The organism is Pseudomonas sp. 18058 (genome assembly GCF_902706155.1).
Lineage (GTDB): Bacteria > Pseudomonadota > Gammaproteobacteria > Pseudomonadales > Pseudomonadaceae > Aquipseudomonas > Aquipseudomonas rustica.
The window spans coordinates 71,826-87,920 of sequence record NZ_CACSJY010000015.1; the positions used below are offsets into that span (position 1 = coordinate 71,826).

Annotated in this window: 15 protein-coding genes; 10 read left to right on the forward strand and 5 right to left on the reverse strand. The window is 58.1% G+C overall.

Translation table 11 applies throughout. The features are described 5' to 3' along the window. Positions 1-61 precede the first annotated feature (61 nt). Entirely contained in the window at positions 62-1,756 is a 1,695-nt protein-coding gene (locus GVL50_RS10745; protein WP_159812888.1) for a lactate permease LctP family transporter, read from the reverse strand. Positions 1,757-2,018: 262 nt separating this feature from the next. On the opposite strand from GVL50_RS10745, the gene GVL50_RS10750 reads away from it, so the two are divergent. After that, on the forward strand, positions 2,019-2,786 hold the full coding sequence (locus GVL50_RS10750) for an FCD domain-containing protein (RefSeq protein ID WP_159812889.1): 768 nt from the start codon (positions 2,019-2,021) through the stop codon (positions 2,784-2,786). A 120-nt stretch (positions 2,787-2,906) separates the two neighbouring features. Here the strand turns inward: GVL50_RS10750 and smpB are convergent, their stop codons facing one another. Continuing rightward, entirely contained in the window at positions 2,907-3,389 is a 483-nt protein-coding gene (gene smpB / locus GVL50_RS10755) for an SsrA-binding protein SmpB (RefSeq protein ID WP_008088297.1), read from the reverse strand. 119 nt (positions 3,390-3,508) lie between these two features. Here smpB and GVL50_RS10760 point away from each other — a divergent pair, with 119 nt between their 5' ends. Genes GVL50_RS10760 through GVL50_RS10770 form a run of 3 tightly spaced genes read left to right on the forward strand, consistent with a single transcriptional unit; the run spans position 3,509 to position 5,661 of the window. Further along, the gene (locus GVL50_RS10760; protein ID WP_053117013.1) at positions 3,509-4,912 is read left to right on the forward strand and encodes a sodium-dependent transporter; all 1,404 of its coding nucleotides are present in this window, start codon (positions 3,509-3,511) and stop codon (positions 4,910-4,912) included. Positions 4,913-4,919: 7 nt separating this feature from the next. After that, positions 4,920-5,354 carry a type II toxin-antitoxin system RatA family toxin gene (locus tag GVL50_RS10765; protein WP_159812890.1) on the forward strand — a complete coding sequence of 145 codons (435 nt, stop codon included), beginning with the start codon at positions 4,920-4,922 and terminating at the stop codon, positions 5,352-5,354. Next, complete coding sequence (locus GVL50_RS10770; protein ID WP_159812891.1) at positions 5,317-5,661, forward strand: RnfH family protein; 345 nt, start codon at positions 5,317-5,319, stop codon at positions 5,659-5,661. Before GVL50_RS10765 ends, GVL50_RS10770 begins: the two co-directional genes overlap by 38 nt. 60 nt (positions 5,662-5,721) lie before the next feature. On the opposite strand, the gene GVL50_RS10775 is transcribed toward GVL50_RS10770, so the two are convergent. Further along, a complete protein-coding gene (locus tag GVL50_RS10775; RefSeq protein WP_053117016.1) occupies positions 5,722-6,249 on the reverse strand; it encodes an outer membrane protein assembly factor BamE in 528 nt (175 codons plus the stop codon). A gap of 97 nt (positions 6,250-6,346) precedes the next feature. Between GVL50_RS10775 and fur the strand changes: the two genes are divergently transcribed. After that, positions 6,347-6,751 (forward strand): ferric iron uptake transcriptional regulator, encoded by a 405-nt coding sequence (gene fur / locus GVL50_RS10780; RefSeq protein ID WP_008088309.1) that lies wholly within the window; start codon positions 6,347-6,349, stop codon positions 6,749-6,751. 81 nt (positions 6,752-6,832) lie between these two features. Here fur and recN read toward each other — a convergent pair whose 3' ends face one another. Continuing rightward, complete coding sequence (gene recN, locus GVL50_RS10785) at positions 6,833-8,506, reverse strand: DNA repair protein RecN (protein WP_159812892.1); 1,674 nt, start codon at positions 8,504-8,506, stop codon at positions 6,833-6,835. 240 nt (positions 8,507-8,746) lie between these two features. Between recN and grpE the strand changes: the two genes are divergently transcribed. From grpE to GVL50_RS10810, 5 genes are all read left to right on the forward strand, one after another. Next, entirely contained in the window at positions 8,747-9,313 is a 567-nt protein-coding gene (gene grpE / locus GVL50_RS10790; RefSeq protein WP_159812893.1) for a nucleotide exchange factor GrpE, read from the forward strand. 102 nt (positions 9,314-9,415) lie between these two features. Continuing rightward, positions 9,416-11,332: a molecular chaperone DnaK gene (dnaK, locus tag GVL50_RS10795; RefSeq protein ID WP_158830202.1), complete on the forward strand. Its 1,917-nt coding sequence runs from the start codon at positions 9,416-9,418 to the stop codon at positions 11,330-11,332. A 296-nt stretch (positions 11,333-11,628) separates the two neighbouring features. Continuing rightward, positions 11,629-12,753 carry a molecular chaperone DnaJ gene (gene dnaJ / locus GVL50_RS10800; RefSeq protein ID WP_053117020.1) on the forward strand — a complete coding sequence of 375 codons (1,125 nt, stop codon included), beginning with the start codon at positions 11,629-11,631 and terminating at the stop codon, positions 12,751-12,753. Positions 12,754-12,762: 9 nt separating this feature from the next. Then, entirely contained in the window at positions 12,763-13,569 is an 807-nt protein-coding gene (gene dapB, locus GVL50_RS10805) for a 4-hydroxy-tetrahydrodipicolinate reductase (protein WP_053117021.1), read from the forward strand. A gap of 78 nt (positions 13,570-13,647) precedes the next feature. Next, complete coding sequence (locus GVL50_RS10810; protein WP_159812894.1) at positions 13,648-14,385, forward strand: PmeII family type II restriction endonuclease; 738 nt, start codon at positions 13,648-13,650, stop codon at positions 14,383-14,385. Positions 14,386-14,426: 41 nt separating this feature from the next. Here the strand turns inward: GVL50_RS10810 and GVL50_RS10815 are convergent, their stop codons facing one another. Continuing rightward, entirely contained in the window at positions 14,427-15,842 is a 1,416-nt protein-coding gene (locus tag GVL50_RS10815) for a DNA cytosine methyltransferase (protein WP_053117023.1), read from the reverse strand. Positions 15,843-16,095 lie beyond the last annotated feature (253 nt).

Sequence of the window (16,095 nt, forward strand, 5' to 3'; positions counted from 1 at the left end):
GGTGAATTGCTGACGCCGGCATCACGAACCGGCGTCGGTTTTTTCCATGGTTCTTGTAGGTTTAGTGCACCAGCATGCCGGTGAACCAGTAGGCCTGAGCCAGTGTGATCAGACCGACAATCGTTGCAAAGAATAGGCTGTGCTTGAGGGTGAAGCGGAACAGATCCGATTCCTTGCCGACCAAACCGGTCGCGGCGCAGGCCACTGCGATCGATTGTGGCGAGATCATTTTGCCGGTCACGCCGCCGCTGGTATTGGCCGCTACCAGCAGGACATCGTTGACGCCGATCTGGTGTGCAGTGGTCGCTTGCAGCGAACTGAACAGCGCGTTGGACGATGTATCGGAACCGGTGAGGAACACGCCGAGCCAGCCGAGGAACGGCGAGAAGAACGGGAACGCCGCGCCGGTACCGGCCAACACGAGGGCCATGGTCGAGGACATGCCGGAATAGTTGGTGACGAAAGCAAAGGCCAACACCATGCCGATCGACAGAATAGGCCAGCGCAGTTCGTAGAAGGTCTCTTTCAAAGTGGTCAGACCAGTTTTGAAATTGATCTTCAGCACCAGCATCGAGATCAGCGCCGAGAAGAAAATCGCCGTGCCGGTCGCGGAAATCGGGTCGAGCTTGAACACCGCTGGAATCGCGGTTGGCGCAGCAACGATCGGTGCGGTCTTGATCACCAGTTGATCAAGGTGCGGAATCGCAAAGTTGAACACCCAGCTGTACATCGAGCCGCCAGCGGCGAACATCGCTTTGAAAGGCTTCAGCGTCCAGATCGTTACCAGCACGGTGAGGATCAGGAATGGCGACCACGCTTTGAAAATTTCCCCGAGGCTGTAAGGCGAAGCCACGGTGGTGCGCTTCTGGCCGAAACCACCGACGCTGGCGGTAATCGCTGCGCTGGAGGTAGCGCCTGCGATTTGCGCGCCGGCGGTGCGTTTCGGTTGCCAGACTTTGAGGAACAGAGTCAGAGAAATCAGGCTGGCCAGCGCCGAAGTGATGTCCGGCAGTTCCGGGCCAATGAAGTTGGAGGTGAAGTATTGGGTGATGGCGAAGCTCAGGCCCGCGACCAATGCAGCCGGCCAGGTTTCACGAACGCCGCGCAGGCCATCCATCATGAATACCAGCCAGAACGGCACGAACAGCGACAGCAGCGGCAGCTGGCGACCGGTCATGGCGCCGATCTTGAACGCGTCAATCCCGGTCACTTGGCCGGCAACGATGATCGGAATCCCCAAGGCGCCGAACGCAACCGGTGCGGTGTTGGCGATCAGGCACAGGCCAGCGGCGTACAGCGGGTTGAAGCCCAGCCCGACAAGTAGCGCGGCGGTAATCGCCACGGGCGCGCCGAAACCGGCAGCACCTTCCAGGAATGCACCGAAGCAGAAACCGATCAGCAGCACTTGCAGGCGCTGGTCGTCAGTAATTGATAACACCGAACTGCGAATGACCTCGAACTGACCACTTTTCACCGTCAGTTTGTAGAGGAACACCGCCGCGACAATGATCCAGGCAATCGGCCACAAACCGTAGGCGAAACCATAACCGGCGGCGGCGAAAGCCATGTCGACCGGCATTTGAAACGCGAAGATCGCCACGGCAATCGACAGGGCGAGGGTGATGCTCCCGGCCACGTGGCCCTTGAGACGGAACACCGCCAGCGCGAGGAAAAAGAACACGATGGGGATGACGGCCGCGAGTGCGGACACGCCGAGACTGCCGAGCGGGCTGTAGAGCTGTTGCCAGGTTTGCATATGGGGTGGCCCCTAATTGTTGTTGGTCAGGCACTGTCAGCGTTCTTGGTTAATTGGTAAGGCCAATTTACAATCGCTGTTGGCTAGGGTAAAAGCCTTGGTGTCGGTGTGTCAATTTGTCGCCCTAAAACTTTTGTCGAACGTGCAGCGCAGATCGCGTCTGATCCGCTTTGACGAAGTGGCGTCTGGTAGGTGTCGGCAAGGCGCCGATAGGCCAGAATAGAGAGCCCGGCGAGCGGTCGGGATCGTGGAGAAGTGAGTTATGGGGTTTGATCAGATACGTCAGCGCCGTTTGTCTGACGATATTGTCGAGCGACTCGAGGGGATGATCCTTGAGGGCACGCTGAAGTCCGGCGAACGGCTTCCGGCGGAGCGCGCGCTGGCCGAGCAATTTGGCGTGTCGCGTCCGTCATTGCGTGAGGCGATTCAGAAGCTCGCGGCCAAAGGCTTGCTGGTCAGCCGTCAGGGCGGCGGCAATTATGTGGTGGAAAGCCTGGGCTCGACGTTCAGCGATCCGCTGCTGCATCTGCTCGAAAATAATCCTGAAGCGCAGCGCGACTTGCTCGAATTTCGCCACACCCTGGAGGCATCGTGCGCCTATTACGCAGCCTTGCGCGCGACAGACGTCGATCGTGAACGGCTGACGGCGGCGTTCGATGAGTTGCAGGATTGCTACTCGCGCCACGACGAAGTCAGTCGGGTGGAGGAGGGTGCGGCGGATGCGAAATTCCATCTGGCGATTGCCGAAGCCAGTCATAACGCGGTGTTGCTGCACACCATTCGTGGTTTGTTCGATCTGCTCAAGCGCAACGTGGTGACCAACATTGGCGGCATGTACAAGCAGCGCACGGAAACCCGCGACATGCTGATCACCCAGCATCGGGAATTGTATCTGGCGATTATTGAAGGTCGCGCGGAGCAAGCGCGGGAAGTCTCCAGTCGACACATTTTGTATGTGCAGGAAGTGCTGGAAGAGGTGCGGCAGGAGGTTCAGCGCATGGCTCGGGCGGAGCGGCGCAAGGGCATGTGATCAGTTGTTTGTGTGTTGATGCTGCCATAGCTTTCGCGAGCAAGCCCGCTCCCACATTTGAAATGCATTCCAAATGTGGGAGCGGGCTTGCTCGCGAATACGCTTTAAAGGCAGAAGAAATTAATCTTCCTTGCCCTTGTTGCGCACAGCACGCTGCAGCTCGCGACCGGCGTCGCGCTCGCGTTCGGTGTCACGCTTGTCGTATTCCTTCTTGCCCTTGCCCAGAGCAATCTCGCACTTGACCATGTGCTTGCTCCAGTACCAGGACAGGCAGACGCAGGCGTAACCCTTTTGCTGCACCATCGCGGCGAGCTTTTCCAGCTCGCGGCGGTTGAGCAGCAATTTGCGTGTGCGCACCGGGTCAGCGATGACGTGGGTACTTGCGGTCATCAGAGGCGTGATGTGGCTACCGAGCAGCCACGCTTCGCCATCCTTGAGCAGGACATAGCTGTCAACCAGCTGTAGCTTGCTTGCCCGCAGACTTTTTACTTCCCAGCCGGCCAGGACCAGACCAGCCTCGAACTTATGCTCGATGAAGTAATCGTGTCGCGCCTTTTTGTTCTGCGCGATGGTCCCTGTTGGGTGTTTCTTCTGTTTAGCCATAGGGGCGGCATTATATGGAGATAAACGGCCGTCGGCTACGGTGATGCTGCGTGCTTGAGCAGGTTGAGTGAATCCCGGACAATGCGGCCTCTTTTTCTAACGCTTGGGCGTGATAAACGATGTCGACAGACAAGGTTTCTGTCCACGGCAGTTGGGCTAGCCGCTGGGTATTCATACTCGCCGCGACCGGTTCGGCCGTGGGACTGGGTAGTATCTGGAAGTTCCCCTACATGGTCGGGGTCTACGGCGGCGGTGCGTTTGTACTGATGTTTCTGGCGTGTATCGCCCTGATCGGCATCCCGGTCATGCTCGCTGAAACCCTGATCGGCCGCCGCGCGCGGCAGAGTCCGGCGAACGCCTTGAAGGTATTGGCTCTGGAAGCCGGGCACTCGGCCAAATGGTCGTGGGGCGCGTTTGCCGGGATGATCACGGCATTGCTGATCCTGTCTTTCTATAGTGTGGTCGGCGGCTGGTCGCTGGATTACATCGTCGATATGGGGCGCGGCGACTTCCAGGGCGCGACGGCCGATCAAGTCGGTGCGTATTTCGGTAATGTCATCGCCGATCCATGGCGCCTGACACTTTGGCACACGATTTTTATGCTGCTGTCCGCCTTCGTCATCGCCAAAGGCGTGGTCGCCGGGCTGGAACGCAGCCTGCGCATCATGATGCCGTTGCTGTTTGTGATGGTGTTGGTGCTGCTCGGTTACAGCATGACCACCGGGCATTTCATGGAAGGCGTGCATTTCATGTTCGACTTCCATCCGGAAAAAGTCCTCGACGGTCTGTTGCCTGCGATGGGCCACGCGTTCTTCTCGCTAAGCGTTGGCGTCGGCTCGATCATGATCTACGGCGCATACATGCCGAAGAACGCGTCGCTGTCCGGCACGGTGGTCGGCGTGGCGCTGCTTGATACCTTTGTCTCGCTGGTCGCCGGTCTGGCGTTGTTCCCGATCGTCTTCGCTGCCGGCCTGAACCCGAGCGAAGGCCCGGGCCTGATGTTCGTCAGCCTGCCATTTGCCTTTGGTAACGTAGCCTTCGGCCAATTGATGGGCGTGGTGTTCTTCGTGCTGGTCGCCGTTGCGGCCTGGAGCTCGGCGATTTCCCTGCTCGAGCCGATGGTGGCGTATCTGGTTGAGCGCACCAAAGTCAGCCGCGCCTGGGTGACGTTCTGGTTGGCGTTCACCTGCTGGTTCGTCGGTTTGGGCACGGTGTTTTCCTTCAATATCTGGAAAGAAGCCAAATTTTTCGTGAACGAAGACGGTCTGTTCCATCTCTACCAATGGGGTGCGAAGAGCGGTCTGGACTTCTTCGGTGTGATCGATTTCTTCACCTCGCGGATCATGTTGCCGCTCGGTGGCCTGTGTTTTGTATTGTTCGCCGGATGGGTGATGGGGCGTGAAGCGGTGCGTGACGAGTTGTCGATCCGCAACCCGAAATTGTTTGCCCTGTCTCTGTTCTTGATGCGCTACGTGGCGCCAATCGGCATTGTTGTAGTGTTTGCCGCTCAGCTCTGGAAGTAACGCTTACATGACGACTCATATTCAACGCTCAGCCCTGTTGCCATACCCGGCGCAATTCCTTTACGACCTGGTCAACGACGTAGCGCGTTACCCGGAGTTTCTGCCGTGGTGCTCGGCGGCCGAGGTGCTGGAAAGCTCGCCTGAGCACATGCGCGCCAGTGTTGGCGTGGCGAAGGGCGGGCTGAGTCAGCATTTCGTCACGCGCAATACGCTGGTGCCGGGGCAGTCGATCGAGATGAATCTTGAGGAAGGCCCGTTCAACCAGTTGCACGGCGTTTGGGTATTCAAGGCGTTGAACGAGAAGGCCTGCAAGATCAGCCTGGATTTGTCGTTCGATTACGCCGGGCCGCTGGTGCGTGCGACGTTGGGGCCGCTGTTCAATCAGGCTGCCAACACGTTGGTGGATGCGTTCTGCCAGCGCGCCAAGCAGATGCAGGGTTAAGCCGGTGATCGAGATAGAAGTGGTGTATGCCGCGGTTGATCGCCAGGTATTGCGCTCGGTCAGCGTGGCAGAGGGTGCGACAGTGCGCGCAGCCGTGCTCGCTTCGGGGATTGCTGAAGAGTTTCCTGAGCTGAATCTGGCGGAGTGTCCGTTGGGGATTTTCGGCAAGGTCGTGCCGGTTCCAGACTCGCGGGTGATTCAGGCGGGGGAGCGCATCGAGATTTACCGCCCTCTGCTCGCTGATCCCAAAGAAGTTCGACGCTTGCGTGCAGCCAAAGCGGCTGAGGCTAAAGCGCGAAATCTTTAAGATGCCAAACGCCAGACAATAAAAAACCCGGAATTTCCGGGTTTTTTATTGCGTCGCAAATTATTGCGGCGTGGTGTCCAGCGGCTCTGGTGTCGGAACCGGAACGGTTTCCACACCATCGACGTCCTTCTGGATCTGATCCAGCAAGGAACCTGGCTTGACCGGTTTTTCCGGTGCTGGCTTCTCGGTGTTTTCAGCAGGAGCGGTCACGTTAGTGCCACTGTCCTTACCGAGAATGGCTTCGTCACGGCTGACGCCCGGCATAAAGTCACCGGACAAGCTGACAAGCTGGTCGTTGGAATTGAAGATAACGCTGACGCGTTCCTGTTGGCGTTCACCGCCACCCGGTTGCAGGCTATACAGGTAATCCCAGCGATCGGCATGGAACGTGTCGGTCAGCAGGGGGTTACCCATAATAAACCGTACTTGCGGCCGGGTCATTCCCGGGCGTAACTGGTCTATCATATCCTGCGTGACGACATTGCCCTGCTGGATGTCGATTTTGTAAACCCCGGGGAATGAACAACCGGCGAGTGCGAGCAGTCCCACAAAGGTGAAACTGGTTAGCAAGAGCTTGGTGTTTTGCATCGGTGGGCGACTTCCACTATCTTGGCTGGGACAACGTAAACGCCGATCATACCCGCATTAAGAGAAGCTGCGAAGCAGCATCGCGAGAAAGCTGACCATGGTTGAAAATAGCGAACTACGCAAAGCCGGCCTCAAAGTGACCCTGCCACGGGTCAAGATCCTGCAAATGCTCGACTCTACCGAGCAGCGTCACATGAGTGCCGAGGACGTCTACAAGGCGTTGATGGAAGCTGGCGAGGACGTCGGTCTGGCCACGGTTTACCGTGTTCTGACCCAGTTCGAAGCAGCTGGCCTGGTGGTCCGTCACAACTTCGACGGCGGCCACGCGGTATTCGAACTGGCTGACGGTGGCCACCACGACCATATGGTCAACGTGGAAACCGGTGAAGTGATCGAGTTCTTCGACGAAGAAATCGAAAAACTTCAGAAGTCGATCGTCGAGAAGCATGGCTTTGAGATGGTTGATCACAACCTGGTGCTGTACGTCCGCAAGAAAAAGTAAGCATGTCACGCGAATTCAGGTTCGCGAAACGAGCGAAGGCGACCCAAGGGTCGCCTTCGTGCTTTCTATTGTTTCAAAATCTTAAACTTTCGCGGTAACCACCATTTTTTTCGCGTGAGCCAACGATTCCTTGGTCAGATCGATGCCGCCGAGCATCCGCGCGACTTCTTCTATTCGTTCGGTCTTGCTCAGCTTGGACACAGCTGTGTGGGTTGCCTCATCGCCACGCACTTTGTGCACAAACAGGTGCTGATGACCCTGCGCGGCCACCTGCGGCAAATGCGTCACCGTCAGTACCTGTCCGCGTTCACCCAGGCGACGTAGTAACTGGCCGACAATTTCCGCCGTCGGGCCACCAATGCCCACGTCCACTTCGTCGAATACCAGCGTTGGAACGCGGGATGTCTGCGCAGTGATCACCTGAATCGCCAGGCTGATCCGCGACAGCTCACCACCGGACGCCACTTTAGCAAGCGCTTTGAGCGGTTGTCCGGGGTTGGCGCTGACCAACAATTCGACCTGTTCCAAGCCGTTCGGCAGCAGTTCGTCACTGCTGTTGGCGCGCAGCTCGATGGTGAATCGGCCGCCGGGCATGCCCAGACGCTGAATCTCTTGTTCCACTGCACTGGCAAGGCTGCCGGCGGCCTGATGGCGCAAATTGCTCAGCTCGCGGGCCTTCTCCTGATAATGGCGGGCGTAGGACGCCAGCTCCTCACCCAGACGCTCGATGGATTCATCGTTGGCATTCAGGGTTTCGATTTCATCCAGCAGCTTCTGCTGCATTTCCGCGACTTCGGTCGGCTGGATCCGGTGTTTGCGCGCTAGCGTATAAATAGCGTCGAGGCGTTCTTCCAGATATTGCAGGCGTGCCGGATCGGCATCGAAGTTGTCGAGGAATCGATTGAGTTCACCGACAGCCTCTTCAACCTGAATCTGCGCGCTGGTCAGCAAGCTGCTGGCTTCGCCCAGAGCACCGACCGAATTATTCACGCTCGACAGGCGATTGAGACTGGCGGTCAGTGCGTTCAGGACATTACCCGAGTCACTTTCGCTGCATTGCTCGACCACTTGCCGGCAAATGCCCAGCAAGGTTTCGGCGTTGGTCAGATTCTTGTGTTCCTGCTCCAGTTGCTCGAGTTCGTTATCGCCGAGACCGAGGTTTTCCAGTTCTTCGAGCTGATAGCTGAGCAGTTGATGCCGCGCGCGTTGTTCGTCACCGGAATTGGAAAGGCGCTCCAGTTCCTGACGGGTCTGGCGCCAGCGCTGGGCAGCCAGTTGAACCTGACGGGCCAGATCGGTCGCGCCGGCGTATTCGTCGAGCAAACGGCGATGGGTATCGGTTTTCAGCAGCGACTGGTGTTCATGCTGGCTGTGGATATCGATCAGCAATTCGCCAAGGGACTTGAGGTCGCCGAGCGGGCAGGGCGTGCCGTTGATGTAGCCACGCGAACGGCCTTCGCTGGTGATGACCCGACGGAGGATGCACGGGCCGTCGATGTCCAGATCGCGCTCGGCCAGCCAGGCGCTGGCCTCAGGGATGTCGACCAGATCGAACGTCGCGAGGATGTCGGCCTTGTCGGCGCCCGGGCGAACCACGCCGCTGTCGGCACGATCGCCCAGGGTCAGGCCGAGGGCGTCGAGCATAATCGACTTGCCTGCGCCGGTTTCCCCTGTGATCACGCTCATCCCGCGATCAAGTTCGAGATCGAGATGTTCAACGATGGCGTAGTTATGTACGGACAGGTGCACCAGCATAAAGGCCGCTCCCAGGCTTTAGGTCTGGTTATTTATACAGTGTTTTGTTTCGGCCTGACAATGCCCTCGCTTAGCTCGATTTGCTTGAATCGCAAAACTTCTTAGCGCATCAGGGAATGAGAATGCGGCACTTTTTTGTAGGGTTAATGCTTGAAGGCCCTTGAAGCCTGATTTTGCGGCCCCATATATCGGGACAGAAGCGCGGGTCAGGCTCGCGGAAGAAATTGAAAGGAGAATTCTATGGCTGACGAACAGACAGTAGATACGCAAAACCCAGATGCCCCTCAGGCGCCGGAAGGTTCGAGTGATGACCTGGCGACCCGTGTGCAAGTGCTCGAAGAGCAATTGGCCGCAGCGCAAGATCAATCTCTGCGCGTAGCTGCCGATCTGCAGAACGTCCGCCGCCGTGCCGAACTGGACGTCGAGAAGGCGCACAAATTCGCCCTGGAGAAATTCGCCAGCGACCTGCTGCCGATCGTCGACAGTCTGGAGCGCGGTCTCGAGTTGTCGAACCCGGACGACGAAAGCATCCGTCCGATGCGCGAAGGCATCGAGCTGACGCTGAAAATGTTCCACGACACCCTCAAGCGTTATCAGCTTGAAGCGATCGATCCGCATGGCGAACCGTTCAACGCTGTTTACCATCAGGCGATGGCTGCACAAGAAAGCGCCGACGTAGAACCGAACAGCGTTCTGAAGGTGTTTCAGAAAGGCTACCAGCTCAACGGTCGCCTGTTGCGCCCGGCCATGGTTGTGGTCAGCAAGTCGCCTGCGCCAATTTCGCCTTCGATTGACGAGAAGGCTTGAAATTAGCCGCAAGGCCCCCATTTAGAAGTCAAGCGTTTAAGTGCTACCGCAGTCAGCCACCACTGCTGCGGCATCCAAATCCAAAGTTTCGGGAGAGTTAACATGGGCAAAATTATCGGTATCGACCTGGGGACCACCAACTCCTGCGTCTCCGTGCTGGAAAACGGCAAAGCAAAAGTTATTGAAAACGCTGAAGGCGCGCGTACTACGCCGTCGATCATCGCTTACGCCAACGATGGCGAAATCCTGGTAGGTCAGTCGGCCAAGCGTCAGGCTGTGACCAACCCGCACAACACTCTGTACGCAGTTAAGCGTCTGATCGGTCGTCGTTTCGACGAAGAAGTTGTGCAGAAAGACATTCAGATGGTGCCGTACAAGATCGCCAAGGCTGACAACGGCGACGCTTGGGTTGAAGTGAACGGCCAGAAAATGGCGCCGCCACAAATCTCGGCTGAAATTCTGAAAAAGATGAAGAAGACCGCCGAAGACTACCTCGGCGAGCCAGTGACCGAAGCGGTCATTACCGTTCCGGCCTACTTCAACGACAGCCAGCGTCAGGCGACCAAAGACGCCGGCCGCATCGCGGGTCTGGACGTAAAACGTATCATCAACGAACCAACCGCAGCCGCTTTGGCTTACGGTATGGACAAGGCCAAGGGCGATCACACCGTGATCGTTTATGACCTGGGTGGCGGTACTTTCGACGTCTCCGTGATCGAAATCGCTGAAGTTGACGGCGAGCACCAGTTCGAAGTGTTGGCCACCAACGGTGACACGTTCCTGGGCGGTGAAGACTTTGACATTCGTCTGATCGACTACCTCGTCGACGAATTCAAGAAAGAAAGCGGCATGAACCTCAAAGGTGACCCGCTGGCGATGCAGCGCCTGAAAGAAGCCGCTGAGAAAGCCAAGATCGAACTGTCCTCGAGCCAGTCGACCGACGTTAACCTGCCGTACATCACTGCAGATGCGACCGGTCCTAAGCACCTGAACGTGAAAATCTCGCGTGCCAAGCTTGAAGCACTGGTTGAAGACCTGGTTCAGCGCACCATCGAACCTTGCCGCATCGCCATGAAAGACGCTGGTCTGGACGTTGGCGCGATCAACGACGTGATTCTGGTCGGTGGTCAAACCCGTATGCCGCTGGTACAGAAGCTGGTAACCGATTTCTTCGGTAAAGAAGCACGTAAAGACGTGAACCCGGACGAAGCTGTTGCCATGGGTGCTGCGATTCAGGGCGCTGTTCTGGCCGGTGACGTGAAAGACGTTCTGCTGCTCGACGTCAGCCCGCTGACCCTGGGTATCGAAACCATGGGTGGCGTGATGACCGCGCTGATCGAGAAAAACACCACGATTCCTACCAAGAAATCGCAAGTGTTCTCGACTGCCGACGACAACCAGGGCGCTGTGACCATTCACGTGCTGCAGGGTGAGCGTAAGCAAGCCACTCAGAACAAGTCCTTGGGCAAGTTCGACCTGGCGGACATTCCACCTGCTCCACGTGGCGTGCCACAGATCGAAGTAACCTTCGACATCGACGCCAACGGCATCCTGCACGTCGGCGCGAAAGACAAGGCTACCGGCAAGACTCAGTCGATCGTGATCAAGGCCAACTCCGGTCTGTCCGATGACGAAATTCAGCAAATGATTCGTGATGCTGAAGTCAACGCTGAAGAAGACCGCAAGTTCGAAGAACTGGCCGCTGCCCGTAACCAGGGTGATGCACTGGTTCACTCGACTCGCAAAATGGTTGCTGACGCGGGCGACAAAGTCACCGCCGAAGAGAAGACTGCGATCGAAGCGGCTGTGGTTGCTCTGGAAGCCGCTGTCAAAGGCGACGACAAGGCTGCTATCGAAGCGAAGGTTGAAGAGCTGTCGAAAGTCTCCGCTCCGGTTGCTCAGAAGATGTACGCCGAACAGGCTCAGCCAGCTGATGGCGCAGCCCCGCAAGGCGAATCGGCTGAGAAGGCTGACGACGTTGTCGATGCAGAGTTCGAAGAAGTCAAAGACCACAAGTAAGTTGTTGGTCGGCCGGTTGACTGCCTTCGGGCAGTGACTGGTAGGATGTCGCCGCGCGGGAGCTAGCTCCCGCGTTGGCGTATCTGGAATACGCGAATTTTTACAGCATGCGACAACGTTCGGATGCTGGCGGTATGGCCGGGAATGCTCCTGCTTTTCGCGCCGCAAGTACCGCAGAATCAAAGACCAGGATCGTTGAATTGACGTGAGTTGGGTCCGGGCCTGTATTGGGGCTCAACGAGTTTGGCGATCCTCAGGAGGGGTTTGCCGGACGTCCTCAAGAGTGCAGAAGACTTATGGCAAAGCGTGACTATTACGAAGTGTTGGGTGTTGAGCGTGGCTCAAGCGATGCAGACCTGAAGAAGGCCTACCGTCGTCTGGCGATGAAGCATCACCCGGACCGTAATCCCGATGACAAAGCGTCGGAAGAACTGTTCAAAGAGGCCAACGAGGCCTACGAAGTGCTGTCCGATTCCAGCAAGCGTGCGGCTTACGACCAGTACGGTCATGCCGGCGTTGACCCAAGCATGGGCGGCGGCGGTGCCGGTTTTGGCGGTCAGAACTTCTCTGACATCTTTGGCGATGTCTTCAGTGATTTCTTCGGTGGCGGTCGCGGCGGTGGTCGTGGCGGCGCTCAGCGTGGCAGTGATCTGCGCTACACCCTGGAGCTGAATCTGGAAGAAGCGGTGCGCGGCACGTCGGTGAATATCCGCGTTCCGACACTGGTCAACTGCAAGCCGTGCGACGGTTCGGGTGCCAAAAAAGGCTCCTCGCCATCGACGTGCCCGACCTGCGGCGGCATCGGTCAGGTGCGCATGCAGCAAGGCTTCTTCTCGGTGCAGCAAACCTGCCCGCGCTGCCATGGCCAAGGCAAGATCATTTCCGATCCGTGCGATTCCTGCCACGGTGACGGTCGCGTTGAAGAGTACAAAACCCTCTCGGTCAAGGTACCGGCCGGCGTCGACACCGGCGACCGCATTCGTCTGTCCGGCGAAGGCGAAGCGGGTACGCAGGGCGGCCCGACGGGCGACCTGTACGTGGTCATCAACGTGCGCGAGCACGACATCTTCCAGCGTGACGGCAAGCATCTGTTCTGCGAAGTGCCGATCAGCTTCGTCGACGCAGCATTGGGCGGCGAGCTGGAAATCCCGACCCTCGACGGTCGCGTCAAACTGAAAATCCCTGAAGGCACCCAGACCGGCAAGCAGTTCCGTGTGCGCGGCAAAGGCGTTGCGCCAGTGCGTGGCGGCGGTGCGGGCGATCTGATGTGCCGCGTTGCGGTCGAAACGCCGGTCAACCTGAACCGTCGTCAGCGCGAACTGCTGGAAGAATTCCGCAGCTCGCTGGCCGACGACAACAGCCATTCACCGAAAACCACCGGTTGGTTTGACGGTGTGAAGCGCTTCTTCGGCGATCTGTAAGGAGTCGGCATGCGACGTATAGCTGTGATGGGCGCTGCTGGGCGCATGGGTAAGATTCTGGTCGAAGCCGTGCAACAGCGCGCGCCGCTGACCGGTTTGACCGCTGCCGTGGTGCGTCCGGGCAGCACGTTGATCGGCGTTGATGCCGGTGAGCTGGCTTCGCTGGGTCGTATTGGCGTGCCGTTGTCCGCTCACATCGAAGCCGTGGCTGAAGAGTTCGACGTACTGATCGATTTCACCCTGCCCGAAGTGATGCTGAAAAACCTGGCGTTCTGCCGCAAGGCAGGCAAAGCCATGGTCATCGGTACCACCGGGCTGGACGCGGCGCAGAAGCAATTGCTGGCCGATGCCGGGAAAGACATCCCGATCGTGTTTGCCGCCAACTTCAGCGTCGGGGTCAACCTGTCGCTGAAATTGCTCGAGATGACGGCGCGGGTGCTGGGCGATGAGGCTGACATCGAGATCATCGAAGCTCATCACCGGCACAAGATCGACGCACCTTCGGGTACCGCGCTGCGCATGGGCGAAGTGATTGCCGATGCGCTGGATCGTGATCTGCAGAAGGTTGCGGTCTATGGGCGTGAAGGCCACACCGGCGCGCGTGAGCGTGAAACCATCGGTTTTGCCACGGTTCGCGGCGGTGATGTGGTCGGCGATCACACCGTGCTGTTTGCCTGTGAGGGCGAGCGTCTGGAAATCACCCACAAGGCTTCCAGCCGTATGACCTTCGCCAAGGGCGCGGTGCGTGCTGCGCTGTGGCTCGACGGGCGTGAGCCGGGCCTGTATGACATGCAGGATGTGCTCGATCTGAAGTAATTCGAATGTGAAAAAAACAAGGCGCGTAAAGCGCCTTTGTTTTGTCTGAAGTTTCAATTTTTGAAAGGAATGCAACGGATGCAACCATTGGATCTGGCCGATGTGGCCAAGTACGTCGAAGACAATATCGGCACGTTTCACCAGAAGCGTCTCGACAGCCTGTCGCGGTTGAAGCTCAAGAGTGTGCTCAAGCGCAAGAATCCCTACATGTTCAAAGCCAAGGACATGCAGACGGCGGAGCAGATCGTTCGTGGGATTGTTGATGCGCACGTGTCTTCTAACGAGGAAACCCTGTTCGGCGATTGGCTGGAAGGCCTGGCGATCTTTATCAATGGCAAGACCTATGGAGGCTGGAAGTCAGCGGTCGCTGGTGTCGATCTGGAGTTCGACAAGGACGGGCGCCGTCATCTGGTCGCGATCAAGTCCGGGCCGAACTGGGGCAACAGCTCGCAGATCACCCAAATGCGTACCAACTTCAAAACGGCGCAGCGGACATTGCGTACCAGCCAGTCCGGCCTGAACATCGTTGCCGTCAACGGTTGCTGCTACGGGCGTGATAACAATCCGGACAAGGGCGACTACAGCAAACTCTGCGGTCAGCGTTTCTGGGAGTTCATCTCGGGCGACCCGGATCTGTTTGTCGAGCTGATCGGGCCGCTGGGCTTTAAGGCGCACGAGCGTAATGCCCAATTCCAGGACTCGTACACGCAACTGGTCAACCAGTTCACGGAAGAATTCACCCGCGAGTTTTGCAACGCTGAGGGTGCGATCCAGTGGGATCGTCTGGTACGCCTCAACTCTTCAAGCGATGAGTGAGGCGTGAGGCTTGAGGGAGCAGACGCTCCCTCGGCGGTGAATCAGGCCAGTTCCAGGTCGAATTGGAGCTTCTTCTTCTGCTGCTCGAACACTTGCAGCCAGTCGTTGTGCGACGTGGCCTGGTAGCGCGAGAAGCGGAAGTCCTGCGGCGGCGCCTGATCGGTGCCGCTGAGCAGGTCGCGAATCAACTTGCCGACCGCATGGCCGAGGCTGACCGGTACGGCGTTGCCGACCTGTTTGTATTGCTCGATCAGCGGGCCAGCCAGTTGCCAGTCGTCCGGAAACTCCTGAATGCGTTTGTATTCCTGAATCGACAGCGGGCGATCCTCTTCCGGGTGCGCGAGGTCTGTGGCCGGCATGGCCGGGTGAGTGACCAGCGTCGGCGAGGGTTTTTCCCAATGCAGACGGCGCAGGAAACCGGTTTTGCCGCCGCCGGAGAAATACGACTTGCCGAGAGCTTCTTGCTGCAAGTCCGGAGTCAGGCTGCGCCAGTTCTGTCCGGCGGTGAGCATGCGGTAGTACTTGAGGCGTTTTTCCGGGAAGTTCAGGTGCGTGTGCTGATCCAGACCGACCAGTGCGCCGCGCAGCTTGTTCCACACTGGCAGGCCGTGGGAGCCGTCTTCGGAGTGGGTTGGCGTCAGGAATGGCGCTTCTTTGCCATCGCGGGAGCAGACAATGATGACCCGCTCGCGAATTTGCGGCGTGCCGAAATTCGCTGAGTTGTACAGGTTGAACGTGCAGGTGTAGCCGGCACGTCGCAGCACGCTGATGACGAAGTTGAGCGCGCCGCCCTTCATTTCGTCGAGGGACAGATCGGGGAATTCGCTGCCGCGCTGATTGTGCGGGCGATGATCCATCGGGCACGACAACAGCCCGCGCACGTTCTCGATCACGATGAAGCGTGGGCGAATTTCCAGTGCCAGATCGATGTACTTGAGGAAGGCGTTGCCGCGATCATCATTGAACGCCTTGCGCTTGCCGGCGGTGCTGAAGGCCTGGCAGGGCGGGCCGCCGACGATCAGGTCGACGTCTTCGGCGCGCACCTGTGCGGCTTCCAGCACTTGTTCGGCGGTGCAGTCATTGATGTCGCCGAGCAGCGCGGTGTTGGGGCGATTCAGGGTGATGGTCTGGCGGCAATGCTTGTTCGATTCGCAGGCCAGGCGGATATCGAAACCGGCCTTTTCCAGGCCGAGATCGAGGCCCATGGCGCCGGAGAAAAAACTCAGAGCGATAGGTTTGCGCTCGCTCGACGACGTCTGCACGGCGTAAGCAGGGTGATCTTGTGCAATCATATGTGCGGTTCGGAGCCCGTAATTTTTTAAGCTGGCGTGGTCGATGATCCAGGTGTTACCGATCTTTTCGGACTGGAGGTCGCCGTTGCGGCAAAGGGTTCTGACCCGTTGCGTACTGACATTCAGCAGCGTGGCGGCGTCAGCGATGCTGATGTGGGTACTCATTCAGGGTTTCTTGCTCGAAACTTGAGATGGGTACCTATTCTAGAGAGGGGTGAAGGGGTGTCAACCGTGCCATCACCGTGGTCGCGCGTCGCCATGCCTTTATAAGGCGAGTTTGTGTGTGTTTCGCCCTTCCGAAATCGAGGTCTTTCCTGTAAGCTACAGCTTTAGTGTGTCCACTAAAAGCGCGCAGAATAATTCAGTGAAGAAGCGGGGTGACGTGTCCATACGTCACTCCGCTTTTTTACAACCTGCG

Excerpts from the sequence above, each read along its gene's own strand:
- smpB (WP_008088297.1), bottom strand. The coding sequence starts at position 3,389 with ATGGCTAAACAGAAGAAACACCCAACAGGGACCATCGCGCAGAACAAA.
- fur (WP_008088309.1), top strand. The coding sequence starts at position 6,347 with ATGGTTGAAAATAGCGAACTACGCAAAGCCGGCCTCAAAGTGACCCTG.
- recN (WP_159812892.1), bottom strand. The coding sequence starts at position 8,506 with ATGCTGGTGCACCTGTCCGTACATAACTACGCCATCGTTGAACATCTC.
- GVL50_RS10770 (WP_159812891.1), top strand. The coding sequence starts at position 5,317 with ATGCGTTCTGCCAGCGCGCCAAGCAGATGCAGGGTTAAGCCGGTGATC.
- GVL50_RS10775 (WP_053117016.1), bottom strand. The coding sequence starts at position 6,249 with ATGCAAAACACCAAGCTCTTGCTAACCAGTTTCACCTTTGTGGGACTG.
- dnaJ (WP_053117020.1), top strand. The coding sequence starts at position 11,629 with ATGGCAAAGCGTGACTATTACGAAGTGTTGGGTGTTGAGCGTGGCTCA.
- GVL50_RS10765 (WP_159812890.1), top strand. The coding sequence starts at position 4,920 with ATGACGACTCATATTCAACGCTCAGCCCTGTTGCCATACCCGGCGCAA.
- GVL50_RS10745 (WP_159812888.1), bottom strand. The coding sequence starts at position 1,756 with ATGCAAACCTGGCAACAGCTCTACAGCCCGCTCGGCAGTCTCGGCGTG.
- GVL50_RS10815 (WP_053117023.1), bottom strand. The coding sequence starts at position 15,842 with ATGAGTACCCACATCAGCATCGCTGACGCCGCCACGCTGCTGAATGTC.
- dapB (WP_053117021.1), top strand. The coding sequence starts at position 12,763 with ATGCGACGTATAGCTGTGATGGGCGCTGCTGGGCGCATGGGTAAGATT.
- dnaK (WP_158830202.1), top strand. The coding sequence starts at position 9,416 with ATGGGCAAAATTATCGGTATCGACCTGGGGACCACCAACTCCTGCGTC.
- grpE (WP_159812893.1), top strand. The coding sequence starts at position 8,747 with ATGGCTGACGAACAGACAGTAGATACGCAAAACCCAGATGCCCCTCAG.
- GVL50_RS10750 (WP_159812889.1), top strand. The coding sequence starts at position 2,019 with ATGGGGTTTGATCAGATACGTCAGCGCCGTTTGTCTGACGATATTGTC.
- GVL50_RS10810 (WP_159812894.1), top strand. The coding sequence starts at position 13,648 with ATGCAACCATTGGATCTGGCCGATGTGGCCAAGTACGTCGAAGACAAT.
- GVL50_RS10760 (WP_053117013.1), top strand. The coding sequence starts at position 3,509 with ATGTCGACAGACAAGGTTTCTGTCCACGGCAGTTGGGCTAGCCGCTGG.